This is a genomic window from Clostridium sp. DSM 17811 (assembly GCF_018861905.1).
GTDB lineage: Bacteria > Bacillota > Clostridia > Clostridiales > Clostridiaceae > Clostridium_AD > Clostridium_AD frigoriphilum.
In genome coordinates this window covers 74,347-92,458 of record NZ_JAHLDU010000003.1, presented here as the reverse complement: position 1 = coordinate 92,458, position 18,112 = coordinate 74,347, and the positions used below count along the sequence as shown (strand labels likewise).

At 30.8% G+C, this 18,112-nt stretch carries 16 protein-coding genes; 3 read left to right on the top strand and 13 right to left on the bottom strand.

Translation table 11 applies throughout. The annotated features are described in order from the left end of the window. Position 1: 1 nt before the first annotated feature. The 8 genes from rpoZ to KPL44_RS05765 all read right to left on the bottom strand — a co-directional run bounded on the left by rpoZ (position 2) and on the right by KPL44_RS05765 (position 6,470). Positions 2-220, bottom strand: coding sequence for a DNA-directed RNA polymerase subunit omega (gene rpoZ, locus KPL44_RS05800; RefSeq protein WP_216247962.1), 219 nt, complete (start codon positions 218-220; stop codon positions 2-4). Beyond that, positions 213-824, bottom strand: coding sequence for a guanylate kinase (gene gmk / locus KPL44_RS05795; RefSeq protein WP_216247961.1), 612 nt, complete (start codon positions 822-824; stop codon positions 213-215). The genes rpoZ and gmk overlap by 8 nt, the downstream gene beginning before the upstream one ends. Further along, positions 824-1,096 (bottom strand): extracellular matrix/biofilm regulator RemA, encoded by a 273-nt coding sequence (gene remA / locus KPL44_RS05790; RefSeq protein WP_216104699.1) that lies wholly within the window; start codon positions 1,094-1,096, stop codon positions 824-826. The genes gmk and remA overlap by 1 nt, the downstream gene beginning before the upstream one ends. Positions 1,097-1,110: 14 nt before the next feature. After that, positions 1,111-1,989, bottom strand: coding sequence for a YicC/YloC family endoribonuclease (locus tag KPL44_RS05785; RefSeq protein ID WP_216247960.1), 879 nt, complete (start codon positions 1,987-1,989; stop codon positions 1,111-1,113). A 209-nt stretch (positions 1,990-2,198) separates the two neighbouring features. Continuing rightward, on the bottom strand, positions 2,199-3,353 hold the full coding sequence (locus KPL44_RS05780; protein WP_216247959.1) for an aminotransferase class I/II-fold pyridoxal phosphate-dependent enzyme: 1,155 nt from the start codon (positions 3,351-3,353) through the stop codon (positions 2,199-2,201). Between the two features lie 166 nt (positions 3,354-3,519). After that, on the bottom strand, positions 3,520-4,941 hold the full coding sequence (locus KPL44_RS05775) for an NCS2 family permease (RefSeq protein ID WP_216247958.1): 1,422 nt from the start codon (positions 4,939-4,941) through the stop codon (positions 3,520-3,522). Between the two features lie 100 nt (positions 4,942-5,041). Beyond that, positions 5,042-6,037, bottom strand: a complete 996-nt coding sequence (locus KPL44_RS05770) for an asparaginase (protein WP_216247957.1) — start codon at positions 6,035-6,037, stop codon at positions 5,042-5,044. A 232-nt stretch (positions 6,038-6,269) separates the two neighbouring features. Then, positions 6,270-6,470 (bottom strand): hypothetical protein, encoded by a 201-nt coding sequence (locus tag KPL44_RS05765; RefSeq protein ID WP_216247956.1) that lies wholly within the window; start codon positions 6,468-6,470, stop codon positions 6,270-6,272. A 338-nt stretch (positions 6,471-6,808) separates the two neighbouring features. Between KPL44_RS05765 and KPL44_RS05760 the strand changes: the two genes are divergently transcribed. Together KPL44_RS05760 and KPL44_RS05755 are read left to right on the top strand one after the other, a co-directional pair. Next, complete coding sequence (locus KPL44_RS05760; protein WP_216247955.1) at positions 6,809-9,757, top strand: hypothetical protein; 2,949 nt, start codon at positions 6,809-6,811, stop codon at positions 9,755-9,757. Between the two features lie 153 nt (positions 9,758-9,910). Further along, complete coding sequence (locus KPL44_RS05755; protein WP_216247954.1) at positions 9,911-10,351, top strand: MarR family winged helix-turn-helix transcriptional regulator; 441 nt, start codon at positions 9,911-9,913, stop codon at positions 10,349-10,351. An 89-nt stretch (positions 10,352-10,440) separates the two neighbouring features. Here the strand turns inward: KPL44_RS05755 and KPL44_RS05750 are convergent, their stop codons facing one another. From KPL44_RS05750 to KPL44_RS05740, 3 genes are read right to left on the bottom strand one after another with little or no spacing between them, the layout of a single operon-like run. Then, entirely contained in the window at positions 10,441-10,863 is a 423-nt protein-coding gene (locus KPL44_RS05750; protein WP_216247953.1) for a putative ABC transporter permease, read from the bottom strand. A 42-nt stretch (positions 10,864-10,905) separates the two neighbouring features. Next, entirely contained in the window at positions 10,906-12,183 is a 1,278-nt protein-coding gene (locus tag KPL44_RS05745) for an FAD-dependent oxidoreductase (protein WP_216247952.1), read from the bottom strand. Continuing rightward, complete coding sequence (locus KPL44_RS05740) at positions 12,180-13,175, bottom strand: sulfide/dihydroorotate dehydrogenase-like FAD/NAD-binding protein (RefSeq protein WP_216247951.1); 996 nt, start codon at positions 13,173-13,175, stop codon at positions 12,180-12,182. Before KPL44_RS05740 ends, KPL44_RS05745 begins: the two co-directional genes overlap by 4 nt. A 334-nt stretch (positions 13,176-13,509) precedes the next feature. Between KPL44_RS05740 and KPL44_RS05735 the strand changes: the two genes are divergently transcribed. Beyond that, a complete protein-coding gene (locus tag KPL44_RS05735) occupies positions 13,510-15,828 on the top strand; it encodes an ATP-dependent Clp protease ATP-binding subunit (RefSeq protein WP_216247950.1) in 2,319 nt (772 codons plus the stop codon). Between the two features lie 43 nt (positions 15,829-15,871). Here KPL44_RS05735 and KPL44_RS05730 read toward each other — a convergent pair whose 3' ends face one another. Next, on the bottom strand, positions 15,872-16,531 hold the full coding sequence (locus KPL44_RS05730) for a phosphatase PAP2 family protein (RefSeq protein WP_216247949.1): 660 nt from the start codon (positions 16,529-16,531) through the stop codon (positions 15,872-15,874). A 335-nt stretch (positions 16,532-16,866) separates the two neighbouring features. Next, complete coding sequence (locus tag KPL44_RS05725) at positions 16,867-18,015, bottom strand: D-alanyl-D-alanine carboxypeptidase family protein (RefSeq protein ID WP_253201641.1); 1,149 nt, start codon at positions 18,013-18,015, stop codon at positions 16,867-16,869. Positions 18,016-18,112 lie beyond the last annotated feature (97 nt).

The following is an 18,112-nucleotide window of genomic DNA, read 5'->3' as shown; positions in this document are numbered from 1 at the left end:
ACTATTTTATTCCTTCTTTTGTTGTGATGGCAACAATAGCTCCCTCATAAATCTCCTCTATAGCAATAGTAACAGGTTTTGTTGAATCCACCTGTACAAGTGGGCTTTGACCTTCTATTATTTGTCTTGCTCTTTTTGATGTTGCTACAACTAAAGAATACCTGTTGTCAACCTTTTCTAACAAATCTACTATTGATGGACTAATCATTGAATTATTCATTTATAATTTCCTCCTTTAAAAAATCTCCATTCATTCTATCGACTCTGCATCTTTCCGCAATGACAATGCTCTGAATTTTCTCACATGCGCTATCCACAGTATCATTCACAACTGCGTAATCGTATTTTGATACAAAACTTATTTCTTCATGAGCAGATGCAAATCTAGTCATTAATGACTCTGGTGTTTCACTGCCCCTATTTGTAATTCTGTTTCTTAATTCTTCCATAGATGGTGGAAGAATAAAAATAAATAAACCATTTGGATAAGCCATTTTCACCTTAAGAGCGCCTTGAATATCTATTTCAAGTATTACATCACGGCCGCTCTCGAGCACTTTTAGAACCTCAGATTTAGGTGTACCATAACAATTTCCGTAAACCTGCGCATACTCAAGAAAGTCTTTTGATGCTATCCTTTCTAGAAATTCTTCTCTAGATATAAAATAGTAATTTATACCTTCTATTTCAGCATTTCTTGGGCTTCTCGTAGTTGCTGAAACTGAAATCCAGAAATCATTTTTTTTAAGAAGCGCCTCGCATACAGTCCCTTTACCAGCACCGGAAGGTCCCGAAATTACAATCAGCTGTCCTTTGCTCCTCATTATTCCTCAACCTCGTCTAAATGTTCATCATCTTTAACAGATAATCTATGTGCAACAGTTTCAGGCTGAACAGCCGATAAGATAACATGATCACTATCAGTGATAATAACTGCTCTGGTTCTTCTTCCATATGTAGCATCAATTAGCATTCCTCTATCTCTTGCTTCTTGAATTATTCTTTTTATAGGCGCTGATTCAGGGCTGACTATAGCTACCAATCTATTTGCTGAAACAATGTTTCCAAACCCTATGTTTATCAACTTTATACTCATCGTTTGCCTCCAGTTTATTCTATGTTTTGTATTTGTTCTCTAATTTTCTCTATTTCACTTTTCATACTAATTACTGTGTTTAAAATTTCTAAATCATTTGCTTTTGATGCTATAGTGTTAGTTTCTCTATTCATTTCTTGAATAATAAAATCAAGCTTCCTACCAATGGGTTCGTCTAAAATTAGAGTCTCTCTCATTTGGTTTATATGACTATTTAATCTTACAATTTCTTCATCAATTCCTGCTTTATCAGCAAAAATTGCAATTTCCATAGCAACTCTATTTTCATCAAAATCAATTTCCTTATGCAAAACATCTAGCCTTTGAGTTAGCTTAGCTTTATACTCACAAACAACAAGAGGTGCCCGCAGTTTAACCTTATCAACTAATCCATTAATTAAATCGCACTTAATTATAACATCTTCAAGTAGCTTTCTGCCTTCTCTTTCTCTCATAAAAAGAAGGGCCCTAAGCGCCTTTGTTAATGCTAAATCAATCTGCTCAAATGTTTCTGAAACATCTTCTTCCTTTTGCTTAAGTGTTATTACTTCTGGTAATTTAGCTACTGCTGCAACAGATATATCATCACTTAGACCATACTTATCTTTTAAGATTCCAAGGCAATTTATATAACTTACTGCTAAATTTTCATTCAAATATGCTTCGACATCTTCCTTATCATAATTTCCTTGAGTTACAAAAACATCAAGCTTTCCCCTTTTTACTTTTTCACCAATTATTTTACGAATTTTATCCTCAAAAGATATTAATACTCTAGGCATTCTTATATTAGTTTCAAAATATCTATGATTAACACTTTTAATCTCAATTGTAAAACTTTTACCATCTTTTTCAGAGTTTCCTCTCCCAAACCCGGTCATACTCCTAATCATAACAAGACATCCTTCCATTGTTCATTGTGACCTCGTAATAAGTATACATAAAGTATTACCTTAATTTCAAGCTAAAATTATAAGTTTTTACTTTTATTACGATTTTCATAAAAAAAATATCATCAAGCTGTAATTTTATAGCTTTTAAAAACAGCTCATACTATTAATAAAATATTTCCTATATAACTTATATTATACCAATAATAATATTAATCACCACATTTTTTTAAAGATTTTAAAGCTTCTTCAATAATAAGCTTATCTTTTGTAAGCGCTATACGGAAGTAATCGTACCCAATTTTCCCAAAAACATTACCTGGTGTAATCACAATTCCATGATTAATCAGCAATTCTTCACAAAATTCATTTGTAGTATAGTTTTTAGGTGTTCTACACCATAAATAAAAAGTAGCCTCAGCATCAAAAAATTCTATGTTTTTTTCTAGTAAAACACTTTTAGCAACTTCACGTCTTTCGTCATATATTTTTCTTATATTATGAACATAATCACGTTCTAAATTAAGAGCAGCAACTGCAGCCTTTTGAATTGGTATGAATTGACCAGAGTCACAATTACTTTTTATTTTTAAAAGAGCATTTATTACTTTAGCATTACCTACAGCATACCCTATTCTATATCCTGTCATATTATAAGTTTTAGATAAAGTTCCAAATTCCACATTTTGCCTTAATACATCATATTGCATAAGGCTAATTGGTTCTTTATCTTCCTTAATTATCTCATTATATGCCGAATCATTGCATAAAACAATATTATTATCATAAGAAAAATTTATAATATTCTTATAGAAGTCTTTGCTTGCTACTGCTCCTGTCGGGTTATTAGGATAATTTATAAACATTAATTTGCATTTATTAACAATGGTTTCAGGAATAGTATCAAGCCTTGGCATATATCCATTGCTTTGTGTTAATGGTACAGCATATGGAACACAACCCCATAGCTTTGAACAAATACTATAAACTGGATATGCAGGTTCAGGCACTATTACACAATCTCCTATATCACATACAGCCGGAATTATATTGTTTATACCTTCCTTTGATCCTATAAGAATTATTACTTCATCTAAATTTAAACATACATCGTAAACGTCATTATAATATTTTATAACTGCTTTTTTGAGTTCATTTATTCCATCATAAGGCGGATAGTTATTATATTTCTCACATTTTAGGCCCTCTATTAGGGCATCTGTTATTTTTGAATTGACTGATAAATCCGGATCTCCTACACTAAGGTCAACAATCTTTTTCCCACAAGTTATAGCTTTATTTTTAATATCATCAATCTTTTTGAAATGATATTCAGATACATTAGACAGTCTATTATTTATTTTCATGGTATCATCCTTTATATAGTTTTTATTATACTATTCAGATAATACTAACTTTGTTACATTAACCTAATTTACAGTAAAAAAGAAGCTTAAATTTAAAATTGGTACTTATAAAATAGATATCTTAAAATATCTATTCTATAAATACCAATTTAATGACATTTCAGCCTTAAGGTAATATAATAAATCTAATTATAAATAAACCTGCTAAAACATAAACTATAGGACTTACTTCTTTATACCTGCCTGTTGCTACTTTTACTATTGGGTAGAAAATAATTCCTGCAGCTATTCCATTTGCTATACTATAGCTAAAAGGCATTATTGCTATTGTTAAGAATGCTGGGAGTGCTTCTGTAAAATCTTCAAAATCAATCTTTGTAATTGAACTCATCATAAGTACTCCAACTATTACAAGTGCTGGAGCAGTTGCCTCCGTTGGTACTATTCCTACAAGTCCACTAAAAAATAATGAAGCTAAAAATAAGACTCCCACTGTAGCTGATGTAAGACCTGTTCTTCCACCTTCTGCAACTCCTGCTGTGGATTCAACATAAGTTACTACTGTACTTGTTCCCATAATTGCTCCTGCAGTAGTTGCTAATGCATCTGACATTAATGCCTTATTCATATTTTTTACTCGTCCATTCTCATCGAGCATCTTAGCTTTTGTTGCTGTTCCTACGAGTGTTCCTATTGTGTCAAATAAATCCACTAAACTAAAGGTTATTACAACCATTACTACACTCATTATTGCTGAAAATACTCCCTTACCAGCACCTGATCCTAAAAGACCTGCAAAATCAAACTGCATGAATGTTGGTGCAAGAGATGGTGGTGCACTAAATATCTTAACACCTGCTAGTTTTGTAATTCCAAACGGAATCCCCACTATAGCAGTTATAACAATTCCAATTAGTATAGATCCTTTTATTTTTCTAGCCATGAATATTGCCGTAATAGCTATGCCTATTAAAGTCACTAATGCACTTGGAGATGTAAGCCTACCAAAGGCTACTAAAGTATCTTTATTACTTACAATTATTCCGCCACCTTTAAAACCTATAAGGGCTATAAATAATCCGATACCACCTGAAATAGCAAGTTTTAAATTTTGTGGCAAAGCATCTACTATTTTTTCTCGTATTGATGTAAGTGTTATTATTATAAATAAAATTCCTGATATAAAAACCGCAGCTAGAGCTTGTTGCCATGTGTATCCTAGGCCTAAACATACGCTATAAGTAAAGAATGCATTTAATCCCATTCCTGGTGCCTGTGCAAAAGGCAGGTTAGCATAAAAAGCCATTACGAAAGTACCTATTGCAGCTGTAAGACATGTAGCTGCAAAAACTGATGCTACAACTGGATCATTTAACGCAGTAAAAGCTCCTGCCCCTTCTCCCTTTATCCCTGGCAGATTCATTCCAGCAAATCTAAGAATATTAGGATTTACAATTATAATATATGCCATAGTTATAAATGTAGTTATACCCGCAAGTATTTCTGTTTTAACTGTTGTTTTGTTTTCTCTTAATTTAAAAAGCTTCTCAAATATAGAACTTTTTTCAATGTTTTCTGTTGATTTCATGTTTCTCCCCTATCCTGTATTTTATTTTTTATACAAACATAATATCAAAAATGGAAGTTTCCGTCAATACCATGGCGAATATTAAATTATATTTTCCTCATTAAATTCGGCTTTTATACCTTCCATTTTCGAACATGTGTTTTATTTCTTTTAAATCTGTTGTACTCGCAAGTGCTAGCATAAGTTTAATTCTAGCCTTTTGACCCGGAAGACTATCCCCAAAAATAACGCCTGCATTCCTGAGTTCTTTTCCACCACCTGGATATCCATAGGAATCTAATACTCTTCCTTTAAAACATCTAGACACCATAACAACCGCTACGCCCTTTTCAATAGCAGTTTTTACACCCTCTGCCATTTCCGGCGGAATATTCCCTCTTCCCATAGCTTCAATAACAATTCCTCTTGCGCCTTCCTTCACACAAAAATCAATTAGTTTTGAATTCATACCAGCACAAGCTTTTATTAAATCCACTCTAGTTTCTACCTTATCTGTTGTTATATGTTCTTTTTTCAAACTATCTCTATAGAATATGGCTTCATTGTTATCTATAATTCCTATGGGCCCAAACTCGGGACTCTGGAAAGTGTTTAGATGCATTGAATGTGCTTTAGTAACTTCACTAGCACAATTAAGTTCATCATTTAAGCACACTAATACTCCCCTATTACGCGCCTCCTGCGAAATAGCAGTACAAATAGCAGCAGATAAATTCGCAGGACCATCATACCCAAGTTCCGAACCATTTCTCATTGAACCTGTAACAATTACAGGCTTTGGATTATTGATAGTTAGATGTAACAAATATGCTGTTTCCTCAAGTGAATCTGTACCATGAGTCACCACAACCCCACATATATCCTCTCGAGTTAAGAATTTTTGTATGTATTTAGACAAATCCATCATTAGTTCTGGCGTCATGTGAGGGCCAGGCAGATTTGAAAAAGTATATGATTCTATTTCCGCATATTTTTCAATTCCTGTAACCATAGACATTATTTCTTCTCCACTTAGAGTTGGGACTGCCGCTTTTATTCTTGGATCCAGGGTCATAGAAATTGTGCCACCATTAAAAATAACCACAACTTTTTTCATTTAAATTACCTCCTAATCTTAATTTTAAAATAAAATAATCTGTTTTCACTCTCGTGTATTATGGAAACTCAAACATAAATTTACTTTCGATAATTTATGTTTTAATTTTAAGAAACAAATTCTATTCTACAATATACCTGCAAAAATTACATCTTTTATTTATAAAATTTCATAAATGACAATAAATGAAAATAAGGCATACAAATTATGAGCATGCCTTATTTTCATGATTCTATTTGTTTTTTAGATATTCGAATAAACTTTTCTCTATTTCATCCGCACCATTATCATCAAATGTTATATACTGCCTATGACCATCCAATGCCTTTACCTCAATTGTACCTATTTCTTGCCCAGTAATTTTATCAATATCTCTCTCAAATTTCATTATTTTATAACCTTCATTTATAAAATGCTCACCTTCGTTAACCATTAAATCACTCTCCTTTTACATCCACAGATATATACCTTAGATTTAAATTTAATTTTTTTTACTTTATTATTTTCTCTCTAGATTTATATATTATACGTAGTAATCTTAGCTAAAATTTATTTTTATATATCTACATGAAAACATTTTACTAAATTGTTTATTTCAGTTCATTAATTATCAACTTTTAAATATAAAGTATATTAAATTACTTTTAGATAAAATATATATAAGTGAGTAATTTATATTTTAATATTTTCCAATCTTGTTATATAATAAGGCAAATTGTGTTAAAATACAAAAGAATATAAAAGAAAGTTTAAACAGGGGGATTACAAGAAATGAAAAAACTATTAACAACTACCTTTATTCTATTGTTTTGTTTTTTATTAATATCTACTCATAATTCATATGCGTTTGAACCAACTAATAATCAAGTAGTTAGCGCAAATAAAGTCTGGAATATCCAGTTTAATAAAGAGCTTAAATTTGATGATACCTTAAAAAAATCTATAACTATAGTAGATAGTACAGGGAAATCATCGGATATATCAACGCAGCTTGGACTAGATAAGAAATCCATTTTAATTAATCCACCAGTAAAAGGATATACTCTTGGTGAATCGTATACTTTGAAAATGGATAAGGAGATTTATTCAACAGACAATACACAATTGCAAAATATTTTACAGATGACTTTTAAAATCAATAATAATATACTTGTAGAAAATAATGAAAATATTAAGTCAATCTTTAATGATAACTGCAATAATCTTAATACTAGTGGTTGGAGCAAAAGTGACGAAACTAACGACTCATTTATTGCAGATACTAGTTCAAGTGAAAAGTATAAAACACATATTCCATATGGCCAATATTTGTTTTATAATACCACTCAAAATTCAATATCCAAAATAAGTAAAGATGTAAAAATAGGCGCTGGTCCTTTCAATGTAGAATTTGATGCTAAAATAACAGATTTACAAACTCCAGCTACAAATGGAGGTTGGAGAGGTTTTGCGCTAGATATAATTGCTAACAATAAAAGATACCGTCTTAGTATTAATAACAAAGACTCCGACAACAAAGTAAATGTAAACTTATTAAATAAAAATTCAGGAACAAATCTTTTTCAAACATTTACTACATATTTACCTAAAGATGATGATATTCATAGATGGTCAATCAAAAATGATGGAAATAAAACTATATCAGTATTAATAGATGGAAAAACTATTGGTACCTTCTCTAATCCCGAACTAGATGCTGCTGGGCTTGCTGATAAGGTTATCCTCTATAGTGATATGACTGATGTACTTACTGGCACCAATAAAGTATATATTGATAATTTTGCAATAGTAAAATCGTTAGCACTAAGAAATTCTACTGTAATACCTGATGAAAAGAATCAAACTATAAATATTTCAACAGCTATGACTATTGCAGATGAAAATCTTATAAGCATTAAGCAATATAATATTAAATCTTACTTATACAAAGACGATAAGATAATAGCAGAATCTACAACTGTGCTGGATAAGAAAACAATTTTGTCGACTCTTAATAACATAACCCAATCGGGAGAAATGAAGCTTGTACAGCAACTTGTTACAGGTAGTCAGGTAATTGATGAAACAACAAGGACTATCAGTATGAATATTTCAACAGTTAATTTAGTTCCGGGTCAAACTATAACTTCCACCCCCGGGAGCATATATTTATATACTCAAATGGATAAGATGGCAGCAGCAGGCAAAAGTGATGCAGTGAGTTCCGGTTGGAAATTAGGATCCTACGTGGATTCTGAAACCACTAAGAGTGGTTCAATAATTGAAAATGGGAATAATGCCTTAACATTAAAAATGCCAGTAACACTAAATGGTTGGTTTAGAGTTTATGTAGGTTATGTTACTGGTACAGATAGTTTTAGGATAGGATCAACTGGAAGTACATCAATGACTCAGGTAAATGGTGAGGTTTCTCTTAAATCTGACAATTTATATGGAGATCAATGGATTAATGGAAAATCTACAATAATATCAAATTTTAATAATAACTCAATTGAAATCAATGCAGTTCCTTATAAAAACGCAAGGATTGCATATGTTAAACTAATAGGATTAACCGCTGATCAAGTTACTTTATATCAAAAGGAAAATATGAATAAGCAAACAGTTATGTATGATTTTGATGGATATTCTGATTTCTTTTCAGGAAAATACCCCACTGTTGAAACACTTAAGAATAAAACCATAGATAGACTTAATGAAAAAAATGTCGGGATAGTAAATTGGTGTTTAGGAACTACAGGTGCTTTAAGTTATAATAGTAAATATGCCGGAAATGCGTTTGAGGGAACTGAAGAATTCGATTCTGAGCTTAGAGATGGAGACCGTTTAGCAAAATCTCAAATATTAAATATATTAGCCTCCGGAAAGTCACCACTCGAAATTGTAGCTGATAGAGGCGCTGATAAGAAAATAAAAGTTAATGCTTCCCTTAGAATGGATGTATTCTATAATCCAACTATTTATGGTTTTTTAAATGGAAATATGTATAATGAATACAAAAAATTCGCTCAACCTGGGAATTTCCCTCTAAGTTATTACTACCCAGAAGTTAGAAATTATATAAAAAACATACTCATAGAAGCAGGTTCTTTTAATAATGTAAATGGTGTGACACTAGATTTTTGTAGGTATCCAACAGTTTTTGGAAGTGAAACTCCAAATGATCAAAAAGTACTAATTATGAATGAATTTTTACGAACCTTGCGAAAAGAACTGCCAAAAAATAAAACAATTACTATAAGAGTTCCCTGGAAAGATCCCATTCAGTATGGCTTTGATGTTAATACTTGGGTTAAGGAAGGTTTACTTGATACGTTAATACCTTCAAGCATTGGTAATGAAGATAAATCATTTGAAATTTCATCTTATGTAAACATTGTTAAAAATACAAATGTAAAATTATACATAGGTATTTCAGCAGATGTTAGTGGACATGATATAACAAAAGAAGAAGAACAATTAGTAAAGCAAGGATTATATATAAACAACAAGGAGTATTTAGATATTGAGCAATATTTATTACGGGCCTATGATGTATATGAAGCTGGTGCTGATGGAGTATTCTTATTCAACTCCACCTCTAACCTTTATCTTAATGGTAGTTCACCAGTTGAATCAACTTACTTAGGTGATAAAGTTCAAATTGAAAAATGGCATCAATTTGATTATGTATCAGGCTTCATGGTAAATAAAATTAATGTTTCAAAACCCTCTAATTAAAAATTAAGTGCATAACCAACTAAAACTAATACTTGACATTGTATAACTAAAATGATATGTTTAAGTTGTTGATAGATTTTATTCAATTTAATTTTATGTGATTGAATAAAATCAAATTCAAAATTTACTTTAAATGAAAAGGAATGATTATGAGTGACAGATGAATCCCTTAAATTAGATAATCAATTATGTTTTGCTCTATATGCTTGTTCCCGTGAAATAACAAAACTTTACAAGCCAGAATTGGATAAATTAGGTATAACCTACACCCAATATATTGCTCTACTAGTATTATGGGAAAAAGATAATATAACCGTAAAAGAAATTGGAATAAAACTGCATCTTGACTCTGGCACTTTAACACCTCTATTTAAAAAATTAGAGTGTATGAACTTAGTAAAAAGAACTAGAGATACTATAGATGAGCGAAATGTATATATTACCTTGACTCCCGCTGGTGATGAATTAAAAAAAATGGCTATTGGTATACCAAAAGAAATCTTTTGCTCTACAGGCCTTTCACTTGAGGGTGCAATTACTCTTAAAGAAAATGTTAATTCATTATTATCAAATTTAACCTCTAACAATAAATAAATGTAAAATTTAATGTAGTAAGTTTAATGTGTTTTTAAAATTAAACTTACTACATTATTTTTTTGTAATTATCAATATCTAATATAGCCCTAATTATCATTACGATTAATTCTTTTCTCAATACATGTTATAGCATCATGTATTTTTTCGAACACAATTCCATAAATGATCCATACCGGTGCATAATCTAATGTGATTATTCCGCATATTGATAATGTTTTATTTACATATTTCCATGGGCACTCCCCTAAAACTAACCTAAGCAATAGTCCGCTAACTAATTCTATTGCAAATATAAGGACCATATATATGCCTCCCCTAACTATAAGCGGAAGATGCCTGATCCTATTATGGACTGGTTCAAGAAACACAGCAAGACCATATATAGGAAACATCCAAATGCAAGTTGTGCCCCTAAGTAATATATCTCCATTAAGCATTGCGCCAAAAGCATTCCAAAAAACCTCTCCTAAAAGACCTAAAAATCCATATATAATAAATTTCTTCCACATAATGATATTGTGTGTGTTCCATTGTAAAATATACTAATAATTCTATATAAGTTTTTCTTTAAATATATTAGTCAAATTTAATTTCGCAACTTTCTTCTTAATCTCATCAATGTCTAAAATATAAAGTCCTCGTTCCTGCATTCTATTAAAATACTCAGCTCCCGCAAATGTATATCTGTTTCTTCTTCCTTCTTTGGATTTCATTTTTTCATTTGCATATGATATTAAGTCACCAATAGCAAGAGCATTTGGTAATATTAAAAGTGGCATTCCTAGATAATTTCGAACGGCATTATGTCCTGCCAAAGCACCTGTACACATGGCTTCTGTGTGACCTACAAATAGACCTGCCTTTTCTCCTGCGCAAAACAAATTATCGAGACCTACAACCCTCATGTTATTAGTTCTTGGAGCTACAGACAGATATCTTATGGAGTTCCCCTTCCCACCTGCAATTGGATCTATATATTTTGCTTTTTCAAGACCTTTGATTTTTCTAAGCTTATCCAGTGGGTAATATGACGTCATAAGCTTTGCATCACCTGTATCTAAGAGAATCATATTTTCTGCAAACTCTTTAAGTGCATATTGCTGACATACTTTCACTTTAAGTTTATCTAAATTCACATCTTCCTCTGGTACTTTTAAAACAACTACTCCTCTCTCATTAAGCTCCTTCATAACCTCATCACCTAAAGAAGACTTAGCTAGTTTACATGAACCACTGAATGCTCCATATACATCCTCTTCCCTTTCCCCTTTTAAATCTTCAATGCCTGCTCTATAACTTATGCTTACTCTAGGTCCAAATGCTGGACACCTTAACACACACATCGAACATCCATTTCCATACTTTAAGCAGTTCCCCATTGGGCCTGTTGAACCTGTAGTTTCTATAAATACATCTGCCACTACATAATTGCCGTTTGATAAATATATTCCTTTTATTTTATTTTCTTCTTTTTCAACATCTACTACCCTTGTTATCATGTTTAATTCTATATCCATATCTTTTAAACACTTAACCACGGCTGGTTCAATTTTATTTACATCATAAAACCAAGCATTTTTATGTGCAGGAAATTCAACATTTTTATGTCTACTATTCTCATCAGTTACATGTATCAAATCACCTGCCCCAAGCGCTATTAATTCTTCCGCCGCAGTATATCTCCCATTATTCCTCATTATACCACCTGCATTTCCAAGTCCTAAAAGCATATCAGTTTTCTCATATAATGTGACATCAGCTCCTGCTCTTTTTGCCGTGATTGCTGCCATGCAACCAGACCATCCACCGCCAATTACGATAACCTTCAAAATGTTCTCCTCCCTTCCAATACATATTTAGGTTCTGTCTGCATTTTGCAGAGTCTTCTTAATTTAAGATCGTTATTAGTTCTTGTACAACAACCGCACACTCCTTCTCCACAACACATCTTTGCATTATTACAGCAAGAATATTTAATGTTTTTATCTATATATTCAATACTCTTCATCAGTTCATAATTTAGGATATCTACGGCGTCACAATGAACTAAGCTAATATCATTATTAATAGTTAGTTCTTTTAATAAATCATTAAATTTCTCTGTCATAAGGCCATTTGCGGCTATTGTATTACATTCTATAACCTTTGATGCATATTTCTTTATATACTCACATGCAAAACTATTCTTATATGGCGAATTATCAATCACAACTATAATTTCATTGTTATTTGCATATAAATGTTTAAGTACCGGTATCATAGGTGCCTGACCTATACCTCTTGCTACAATTAAGCACTTACTGTTTTTAATTTCATTTATGTTTTTTAATCCTAAAGTACCATTCCAAAACGGTCCTTTTATGAGTAGTTCATCTCCTACCTTTAACGTGTCTAATGCTTTAGTTTTAGCTCCCTTTAATTCTATCGCAATACTGATTGTATTATTTGTCGTGTCAGTATCCATTATCGATATTGGTGTATCAAATCTAGCCTCTGCACTTGGTCTTCGAGCGAAAATATAACTTCCAACACGTACCAATTCACTTACCAATTTATCACTTGCACAAACAGTAAGTACAATAACATTGTCTTCAAATATATTTTTCTCTAATATTTTGCAATTATAATTTTTTCTGCTTTCTTTGGCTTTATAACCATTCGTTGCATACTCTTGATAAATACATACCCCATTAAAGTTGCAGCAGTCACAAAAATCCTTCCCTGCTAGCTGTGAACATAATATACAATCTCCTGTTTCAGCAAGATGACACGGACAAAATTCACTTCCTACATCAATACAGTCGTAGGGCTCATAACTCATAATATTACCTCCTTAAGCACTATTATATTAAACTATGTAAAATTGTGAATAAATGTGCATATTAAATATATCTAACTATTTACATTTTTGTAACACTGATCTTAAAAATACATACTATAATATATTAAGATCAAAAAAGCTAATAATTTACTATTTTTAAAGAGGAATATATATATGAGAATAGAATAAAGTATGGAGTGCTATTTTAAGGTAATAAAGAATAATATTTGATAATGAAAAGTAAACAATCCGAATATATTGAACAAATTCTGTTAATAAATGATATACTATAATAATAATATTCAATACATCATAAAATATGGAGATGATTTAAATGAAGTTATGTGAAATATGCAAAAAAAATATAGCAATGATATTAACCTCAAAAATTGAAAACGGCAAAACTGAAACTATAGGATTATGTATAGAATGTGCTAAAAAGAAGGGCATTCCGGTAATGGATCAATTAATGGAGCAAGCTGGATTATCCTCAGAGGATATTGAAAGCTTAAATGAACAAATGGGTACCATGTTTAACGATATGAATTTAGAAGATGTAAATAGTGATGATTTAAATACATCAGATAAGAATATTAAAAATGGCGAAGAAAAAAATATTATTAGCAACATTTTCAATGGATTATTCTCATCTGTAGATAAAGGTAATGATTTTATAGACGGTGATGTTGAACCTTCTCCAAAAATCAAAAGTGCATCAGATGATAAATCAAAAAAGAACTGGTTTAAGAAGAAACGAAAACATTTAGATACATATGGGATAAACTTAACAGACAAAGCAAAACAAAATGGTGTAGACAAAGTAATTGGAAGATATAAAGAAATTGATCGTGTAGTTCAAATATTAAATAGACGAGGTAAAAATAATCCTATCTTAATCGGCGAAGCCGGTGTAGGTAAAACAGCAATTGCTGAGGGTCTTGCCGTAAGAATCATAGAAAAACAAGTTCCAGAAAAATTATTTAATGCTGAAGTTTATTTACTTGACCTAACAGCTGTAGTTGCAGGAACACAATTTAGAGGACAATTTGAAAGTCGTATGAAATCAATTATTGAAGAGGCTAAGGAAAATGGAAATATAATATTAGTTATTGACGAAGTACACAATATTATGGGTGCAGGTGAAGTTCAGGGTGGAGCAATGAATGCAGCTAATATTTTAAAACCTGCTTTAGCAAAAGGTGAAATACAAGTTATTGGTGTAACAACTCTTGAAGAATATAGAAAGTATATAGAAAAAGATGCAGCACTAGAGCGTAGATTTCAGCCAGTTCTAGTTGAAGAACCTAGTGTGACTGAAACAATAGAGATTTTAAAAGGCATACGAGGCTACTATGAAGATTATCATAAAGTCAAAATATCAGATGAAGTAATTGAAGAAGTTGTAACTTTATCTGAGAGATATATAACAGATAGATTTTTGCCAGACAAAGCAATTGATGTAATTGATGAGGCTGGTTCTAGAGCAAATCTAAAAAACAAAGGACTCATTGAGCTCTTAGGACTTAAAGAGGAGTCAATCAGGATTCAAACAGAGAAAGATGAAGCAGAGGCTAATGGAAATTTTGAAAAAGCTGCTGAATATAGGACAAAGTTATGCAAAGTAAAAGAAGATATTAGTGAAACTCAAAAAACATGTGGTGAGGTTCAAATTACTATAGAGGATATTGCTTTCGTTATTGAATCATGGACTAAAATTCCGATTCAAAAAATTACAGAAAAAGAAGCGAAAAAACTATTAAATCTAGAAAGCAGACTTCACAAAAGGGTTATAGGTCAAAATGAAGCTATTAAGAGTTTGTCTAGAGCAATAAGACGAAATCGTTCAGGATTTAGAAAAAAGAAAAAGCCATCCTCTTTTATTTTCGTTGGACCAACTGGTGTTGGAAAAACAGAGCTTGTTAAAACACTTTCCTGTGAGCTTTTTGGAAGTGAGGACGCACTAATAAGAATTGATATGTCTGAATATATGGAAAAACATACAGTGTCAAAACTAATTGGTGCCCCACCAGGTTATGTAGGATATGATCAAGGTGGACAATTAACTGAAAAAGTAAGAAGAAAACCATATTCAGTAATTCTACTAGATGAAATAGAGAAAGCTCATCCAGATGTATTTAATATGTTACTTCAAATTCTTGATGATGGAATACTAACAGATAGTCAAGGCAGAACTGTTTTCTTTGAAAACACCGTAATAATAATGACATCAAACGCAGGAACTGAGTTTAAATCAAGCAACATTGGCTTTGTTAACGGTGATTACGGTATATTAGAGGCACGTGTAAAGGATGCATTAAAACAAACATTTAAACCTGAATTTTTAAATAGAGTAGATGAAATCATTGTATTTACACCTCTTGAAAAGAAAGAGCTTAGAGAAATAGTAGATTTAATGATTACGGAGGTAATTGAAGAGGTAGGCGAAAAGAATATTACAATGAATGTTTCAAAATCAGTAGCTGACTTTATATTAGAAAAAGGGTACGATGATAAATATGGAGCAAGACCACTAAGACGAACTATTCAAAAATATATTGAAGATGAGATTGCAGAGCATTATCTCCAAAATGAATTTAGTGAAGGATCAAATATATCTGTAGAATTACAAGATGATAAAATAGTTATAGTATAAAAGTCAAAAGCTACTGAATAATTTTCAGTAGCTTTTAACTTTATTATTGTTCTATCTCTTGTTTATCCAAATCATATATTTTTGACAGATTATAAAGCTTATACTGTTGTTCTAGATAAATAACCAATTTATAAATTCCACTGCATAAGAACATTGCGAAAAATATATCCATTATCACGTGTTGTTTTACGAATTCAGTAGATATAATAATAAGAAATCCAATTATGTTAACTGGTATTTTAATTGACTTTCTAGCATTAGTAGCATTAATCCCTTTAACAGCTAGATATGCTGTAATGACATGAATGCTTGGGAAACAATTATATGGCTCATCCGAATTATAGGTAAATAAAATCATCTTTGACAATATATCATTACCGGTAACTATAGGCCTTATAACCGTAGTTTGAAAAAAGTAGTATGTAATAAATGCAACAACATAACATAAAAATAAAGTAATCATAATTTTATAATAAACCTTTCTGTTTTTAAAACACAAATAAACAAAACAAAAGGCTAAAAAAAACCATAAAGTCATGTAAGGTATTATAAAAATTTTTATAAGTGGCAGAGATCTATCCAAATCTGTAGTAAGATCATAAACGCCTCTATGAGTACTATTTAATGTCCAATAAAACAAATTAGAAAAAGGAACAGAACCTATAAGCACTAATGGTAATAATTTTTTTAAAAGATTTTTCAAACAATCAGTCCTTTCTTCAAAGACTATTTTAACGGAAAATTACAATTCTTTCAATGATTTTTTTGAAATAAAATTATAAACATTATGTAATCACTATAAAAACTAACCAACTTCAAATTTGTTGCAACTTTTAGTTAAAAAGTGTAATTTGTAAATGTCACTAAAAAGGCATATAAGCCCTTTAAGAAGGTGCAATTATTTGTTCTACAAGATATACTTATCGAGGTTTATTCTCTCTTATACTGGCTCTAAGAGTTGTAGATAATCTATGTTAAATACATATACATGCGTATTTAAAAAACAAAACAAAAAAAAGAGTCGATTGTGGCTCTTTTTTATTGTAAAATAAAATTTTTAATTTTATTGAATCTAAATCTAAAACTAGTTTTATTGTAAGCATTGCTCTTAGACACTAAACTTTCCGTTAATAGAAGTTTATTGTTTGCATATACATCTACCCTTCCAATTTTTTCACCTTGATGTATAGGTGCGTAAATCTCATATAATGGTTTTTTGACTTTAATTTCAATCTTTTGATCATTTTTAACTGGAATTACAATATCTCTTTTACTTACTATTTCTACATTATTTTTTCCATTCTTCAAAATAATTTTTCCTAGAATATCACCCTTGCTTACAACCTTTTTATATTTATAATTTTTTTCAATATAGTTATTTATTTTTTCAGTTTCTTTCCACCTCGGGGTACAATTCAATGTGATTATAATAATATCTCTATTTTCAATTTTGACAGAAGTCACTAGACATTTACCTGCTTTACCTGTGAATCCTGTTTTTACACCTGTTGAATTTGGTAAAATAGACAAAATTTTATTGATATTATGATAACTTCTAGTAAAATTATAGTCCTTTGCAATAATATCTTTTGAGCCTACTATATCATTAAAAGTTTTAACCTCTTTTGCCTTGGCAGTTATTAAAGCTAAATCATATGCAGTTGAATAATGATTACTACTATCTAACCCATGAGGAGATTCAAAATTACTATTTAATAATCCAATTTCTAAGGCATACTCATTCATAAGTTTTAAAAACTCATCAACGCTCCCACTTACCCCTTCAGCAATTGCAATTGCTGCATCATTTCCAGATCTCATTAAAAGACCATATAATAATTCTTTTAAAGTTATCTCCTCTCCTTCTTTTAACCCTATTTCGGAACCGCGTATAGTTGCTGCCTTTTTTGATATAATTATTTTCTTGTTTAAATCTCCACATTTAATTGCAACAAGTGCAGTTATTATCTTTGTAGTGCTTGCAATTTCAATTGGAGTATATGCATTTTTTTCATATAAAACAACTTTTGAATCGCAATCTAACGCTATAGCACTAATTGCATTAACATATAAATCCTCAGCATGGACTGTTTGAACTAATGTAGAAAATAATAAAACTAAGCTTAAAGATAATGATAAATACATTTTAGATTTTTTTGTCATGATTTCACCTCTTTTAATTTTCATAACTTTTAAAGTATCTCTTTCTCTTAAAAAATATTATGTCCTTTATTGATTTTTTTATTGATTTCTGAGCATAATACCAATTATTAGATATATTGGA